General features: G+C 32.2%; 9 protein-coding genes. 5 read left to right on the top strand and 4 right to left on the bottom strand.

Translation table 11 applies throughout. The features are described from left to right. The first annotated feature begins 462 nt into the window (after nucleotides 1-462). From BM227_RS12875 to BM227_RS12870, 5 genes are all read left to right on the top strand, one after another. The gene (locus BM227_RS12875; RefSeq protein WP_177202065.1) at nucleotides 463-606 is read left to right on the top strand and encodes a hypothetical protein; all 144 of its coding nucleotides are present in this window, start codon (nucleotides 463-465) and stop codon (nucleotides 604-606) included. 78 nt (nucleotides 607-684) lie between these two features. Then, a complete protein-coding gene (locus BM227_RS12330) occupies nucleotides 685-1,236 on the top strand; it encodes a hypothetical protein (protein ID WP_092914282.1) in 552 nt (183 codons plus the stop codon). Nucleotides 1,237-1,352: 116 nt separating this feature from the next. After that, on the top strand, nucleotides 1,353-1,988 hold the full coding sequence (locus BM227_RS12325; RefSeq protein WP_092914280.1) for a recombinase family protein: 636 nt from the start codon (nucleotides 1,353-1,355) through the stop codon (nucleotides 1,986-1,988). Continuing rightward, nucleotides 1,985-2,899, top strand: a complete 915-nt coding sequence (locus tag BM227_RS12320; protein ID WP_092914279.1) for a hypothetical protein — start codon at nucleotides 1,985-1,987, stop codon at nucleotides 2,897-2,899. The genes BM227_RS12325 and BM227_RS12320 overlap by 4 nt, the downstream gene beginning before the upstream one ends. A gap of 89 nt (nucleotides 2,900-2,988) precedes the next feature. Beyond that, complete coding sequence (locus tag BM227_RS12870) at nucleotides 2,989-3,132, top strand: hypothetical protein (protein ID WP_177202064.1); 144 nt, start codon at nucleotides 2,989-2,991, stop codon at nucleotides 3,130-3,132. A gap of 132 nt (nucleotides 3,133-3,264) precedes the next feature. Here BM227_RS12870 and BM227_RS12315 read toward each other — a convergent pair whose 3' ends face one another. The 4 genes from BM227_RS12315 to BM227_RS12865 form a co-directional block, all read right to left on the bottom strand. Beyond that, the gene (locus BM227_RS12315; protein WP_092914277.1) at nucleotides 3,265-4,155 is read right to left on the bottom strand and encodes a phage late control D family protein; all 891 of its coding nucleotides are present in this window, start codon (nucleotides 4,153-4,155) and stop codon (nucleotides 3,265-3,267) included. Next, nucleotides 4,149-4,352: a tail protein X gene (locus tag BM227_RS12310; protein WP_092914275.1), complete on the bottom strand. Its 204-nt coding sequence runs from the start codon at nucleotides 4,350-4,352 to the stop codon at nucleotides 4,149-4,151. The genes BM227_RS12315 and BM227_RS12310 overlap by 7 nt, the downstream gene beginning before the upstream one ends. Then, nucleotides 4,349-4,705 (bottom strand): phage tail protein, encoded by a 357-nt coding sequence (locus BM227_RS12305; protein ID WP_092914274.1) that lies wholly within the window; start codon nucleotides 4,703-4,705, stop codon nucleotides 4,349-4,351. Before BM227_RS12305 ends, BM227_RS12310 begins: the two co-directional genes overlap by 4 nt. Then, on the bottom strand, nucleotides 4,692-5,063 hold a 372-nt coding region (locus BM227_RS12865), incomplete at its 5' end, for a hypothetical protein (protein ID WP_177202063.1). The genes BM227_RS12865 and BM227_RS12305, both read right to left, overlap by 14 nt.

Here is a 5,063-nt window from a genome sequence, read left to right as displayed (position 1 = left end):
CAAGCAACATGACTTTTCTTTGCAATATCTATGCCAACATAGTACATAAAACATAACTCCTTCTTGATTGCTTGATATTTGGGTTGTGCTCACAGCCTCCTAACTCTATAGAACGGTAGAACATAAGCTCTCCAATAGCGTTTCATAGGTGAGTTAGCTAGCCCAAATTAGATAGGCTTTGTTGGGTCATCTTCTGACAAGGACAAACAGATCTTTAATTTGTGCCATTGACTGTGAATTGCAAAAAGCAGCTAACACAACTGTCTTTATGCTAACACAACTTTTATAACTTTTTCATCCTCTTTTGAGTGATGAGAAGTTATAAATGTATTATAGGAGAGACTTACTAAGAAAAAATTTGATGATCTAAATGATGATGAAATTGAGCAGTTACATTACATAAAAATAGAGAAATTCAAGAAAAAAAATTCTTTTAGAAAGATAAGTAAACGTAAAAAGCTTATGAATTACTGGGCAGTTGTAAAAACTCTTCGTGCAGATGGGTTTAGTTTTAGATCAATTGCTGAATATCTAAGAAAGGAGTATAAGTTCGATGTAGGCTATTCATTAATTTTTAACGTATGGAAAGAGGTTGAAGAGAGTTGAGTTTGAAAAAATATGTATATAGATAGAGGGAAAAAGATTAAACCTCTAAAAAACATAATAAAAATATAAGGAGAATACATGAAACCAGTAAACTATAATCCAAACAAAAGATTGGAGTGTATTCAGGTTGATGGCAAAATAGAGTGTGATATTAAAAGTGTATCTGAAAAACATATTATGAGAGAAAATCATTTAAGTGGTAAACAAGATTTTTCACTTGTTACACTCATTTATCTTGATTATGAACTTCGAGAGGTTAAAGGCAAGGTAAATAAGGTAAATAAAAAAGCATATCTGTTAGATGTCGTGGTTTTATACAGAAATAAAATTTTGTGTGAAAACTTGGAACAAACTAATGAACTTATGACGGTACTTAAGCTTTTTGCTTCAAAAAGACTTGATACTGGTGATGGAAACCAATATCTTAGAGTTGTACAAAAGAAAGTTCATGGCAAAGATAAAAAAAGCTTATGCTGTCAATTTGACAAAAAAAGATATATTGACATAACAGAAGCAGCAACAATGTATCATCAATTTACAATGAAAACACTTGGATACTCTCATCCAAACTCTGTATACAAAAATATTGATTTTTATAGTCTTAAATCAGCTAAAGATTTATTAACATAATTTCAAATAAATCGGACGTTTAATTTGTAAATTATGGATAAAGCTATGTACGGCTTTATCCATAAAATAGTTACAAATAAATACAAAATAAGACGTTTATTTTGAAAGGGTTGAAAATGACAGTTGCATATACAAGAATTTCAACTGACAAGCAGGATCAAATTAATCAGGAACATCTGATTTTTCAATATTGCCAAAAGAATAAAATTCAGATTGATGAATTTATAAAAGTTGAGATGTCAACTAGAAAGAGCGAAGAAAAGAGACGTATTGATGAATTAAAGGAAAAATTAAAAAATGGAGATACGCTAATAGTCTCTGAACTTTCTAGACTAGGTCGAAAAATGATAGAGGTATTAAATCTTGTCAAATGGTTTGGAGATCAGGGTGTAGAGGTGATATTTGTCAATCAACCTGAATTATCTTTGGTAAATGGTGCAATGCGAGATTTTATGATAGCCGCCTATGGTTATTTTGCTGAGACAGAAAGAGAATTCATTTCGATGCGCACAAAAGCAGGGCTTGAAGCTGCAAGGGCAAAAGGAAAAAAACTTGGCAGACCCAAGGGTGCAAAAGGAAAAGAGAATTTGTTAGACCCATATCGTGAGCAGATAATAAAATTACTAGATATGGGATTATCCATAAAAGCAATACAAAATTTTCTAAATGGCTCAGAAGAAGAGGGTAAACATATTAAATATACAACATTAAAATACTATATAGATAACCATATAAAAGAGAGTATAGTATGAGGGGAAGTGTTTATTATCAAACGTCATTATTGGTTAAAGCAATTTTTAAGTCTGGTGCAAAAAAAAAGGAACGCATTAATCCTAACCATCCAAATTATAAAAAAGTTGCTTCATATAAAACAATGGAGAGCTATAGAAATATTTGGAACAATCTACTTAACTATTTAAAAGAACACTGGAACTTAAAAGATGCTGAAAAAATTGAACCTGTTCATATTGCAGCATACATAGATTATAAAATAGAGTATTATCCAAGCAGGCTTTATTTAAATAAAATTGTATCCGCAATAGGAAAATTGGAAACAGCTCTTGAATACTATACACAAAATAATGGCAATCCAAAAGAGTATGATTTTAACATCAGAAATGAATTAAAGCAAAAGGCAGTTGATTTAGAGCTTGTGGCCTATAATTATCATAATAGAGCTTATGATGAACCTGAAAAAATAATTGAGACACTTACTGATCCATTGCACCAATTTGCTGCAACAATTCAGTATGAAGGTGGTGCAAGGTTGGAGGGAGTCAGCTTAATTAAGCTTGAACAACTAAAAGGTACAAAGTTTGACAAAATTACAGGAAAAGAAAAAGGAGTGATATGGACGAAAGAGAAAGGAGGAAAAGAAGGAGAAGTTCTTGTTTCAATAGAAACTTATAAAAATTTGAAAAATCATATAGAAAAATATGGGAAATTCAAGCTCAATAAACAAAAGTATGCAGATGACATACGAAATAGTTGCAAAAAACTTGGAATACATGTAGATGGAACACACGGTTTTAGGTGGAATTTTGCACAACGGCGATTATTGGAGTATGGAAAAGCAGGGTATACGTATGAACTGGCACTACTTAAAGTTAGCAAGGAAATGAAACATAATCGAGCATCGATTACAACACATTATATAGGATAAATTGTGGGTAGAGTTATAGTAATGAGACAAGTGTGTTACACTTGGAAAATTATGTATATATAATGAAGAACATTATGAAGGAGACAAAGATGGCAAAAAAAAGTAGAAAAAAAAGAAGTATATATAGTCCATATTTAGATGAGATTAAAGATTTGTTAAATAAAGGTCATACAAGTACAGACATTTATAAAAAATTAAAGTTGAAATATAATTTAAATGCACACTATATGTAAAGAGTAGTTAAGAATGTCAGATATTGTAAAGAGTATTTTTTTTAAGGGGTTTCGATTTTATGGTGGTTTGTTTGGAATTGTAGGGACATTTTAAAGTATTTGCGGAATTTTACGCATGAGTTTACATTTTTGTCATTTTTCAAATTCAACTTTTACAGTGTAACCATTGCCATTAATAGTATGAGCAACCTTTTTTATGGAGTACTCTCCATCATCTTCATCGAAGCCTTCTAAAACAATTATCCCGCCGGCTCTAATCTCTCGACCTAGTAGTGTTACACTGCCCTCTATGCTACCTCTATTGAGTCTTTCAAGCAGTGCTTTAGCTCTTGTATTTGCCTCTGCCTTGTCCTTGAAACTATCTTGCAGTTCATAGCAAGGTTTACCACTTCCAACGGTTACACTTTTTGTTTTATTCTCTTTTGTATCTTGCCACTTTGCAGTTACAGATTTATAGATAGTTTTTGCTTTGTGCTTTAAAGAGTAGCTTATAACTTCGCTATTTTTTACCAAAAAACGAGGTAAGCTTTTATTCTCCTCTTTATGTTTTAAAAAGATTATTTTGTTATCTTTAATGTTAAATTGAGCGTTAAATTTATCTGCCAAGCGGTGCAAAAAATGCAGATCGCTTTCATTTGTTTGGCTCTCATAGTTTAAGAAGATGTCAAAGTCACACTTAGGCTCTAAGCCGTGTTCGCCTGCGATTTTGCTAACAATTGCACATAGTTTCATCTTCTCAAAGCTTCTGTTTTTTCTCTCTTTTAGGCTCTTTGTAAAGTTTGTAGCAGTTGCTTTTACGCTTAAACCTCTGTTTGTTTTGTTGGTTGTTTGAACTACAAAAACTCCATAGTAGTGTCCATCTATTGTAACTGTTAGCTCATCACCATATGTAGGTCTTTTAAAATCATTTGGGAAATTAAGAGTTAGCTCATCGCTATATATGCCTATCTCGTCTGTAAGCTCAAGGCTAACCAGTGCCTTTTTAGCCTCTTCATTCAATGGTGCTATCTCAAAATCTACCATAGCGTTTTATCCGTTTTTTTAGTTTTAATTTCAATTTCAGGTAAAAAGACTTCATCAAACGCATCTAATTTTTGCTTATTTAATAGATGTTTATTGGCGCTTAAAACCGCATTTAACACCTCTTTATTAAGTGTTTTATACTCTTTAAAGATTATTTTATCAAGTCGTTCACCTCTTTTTGCTACATACTTTTTCATTCATAGACCCTCTTTAGTGTTATGATGAATTCTTCTCTTACACCTACATCTTTGATCATAATTTTTCTGACTCTTTTAATTGAGACTATAATTACATTAAAGCTATATTTTATAGTTGTGTAGCGTACTGGACATTTTTGCTTTGCAATGTTGATGAGATTTTCTAGTTTGTCCATCTTCTGTCTTATGTAGTAACCTTTTAAATTTATAGTTTCGTTATCTTTGCCTATATCTTGATACAGTGGATGGTTATCTACTCTGTTTATGGTTGCATAGCTAAAGTTATGCGCCCTCTCTTCACTCTCAAGCTCTTTAGCTTCAAAGATGAAATCTGCTATCTTACACCACGTCATGGAGCGATCTATCCTTTCTGTTTGATTCTATCTCTTCTATCAGACTTGGTAAGAGTGCTTGTATTTTGCTTACTACCTCTTCAGGTGAACCGCCTGTTACATTTATGTTAATGGTATAGTGGTTTTGTACGGTGGCTTTAGAAGATGTAGGCTCTTTTATCTCTTTTTGTGTTGTGGTCGTTACGCTTTTTTCTTGTATGAGTTCTTTAAATGTTTTGAACTTTTGAGTGCTTATTGTCTCTTTTGTGACTGGTAAATCTTTAATATTTGGTGCTATGGTTGGGATGTTGAATTTGGGGGTTTGTGTTGCTACTGGGATGTTTACATTTGGTACTTTTACAGCTGGATTGATGGTTGG

The organism is Hydrogenimonas thermophila, from assembly GCF_900115615.1.
GTDB lineage: Bacteria > Campylobacterota > Campylobacteria > Campylobacterales > Hydrogenimonadaceae > Hydrogenimonas > Hydrogenimonas thermophila.
This window is presented reverse-complemented; position numbering and strand designations above follow the sequence as displayed.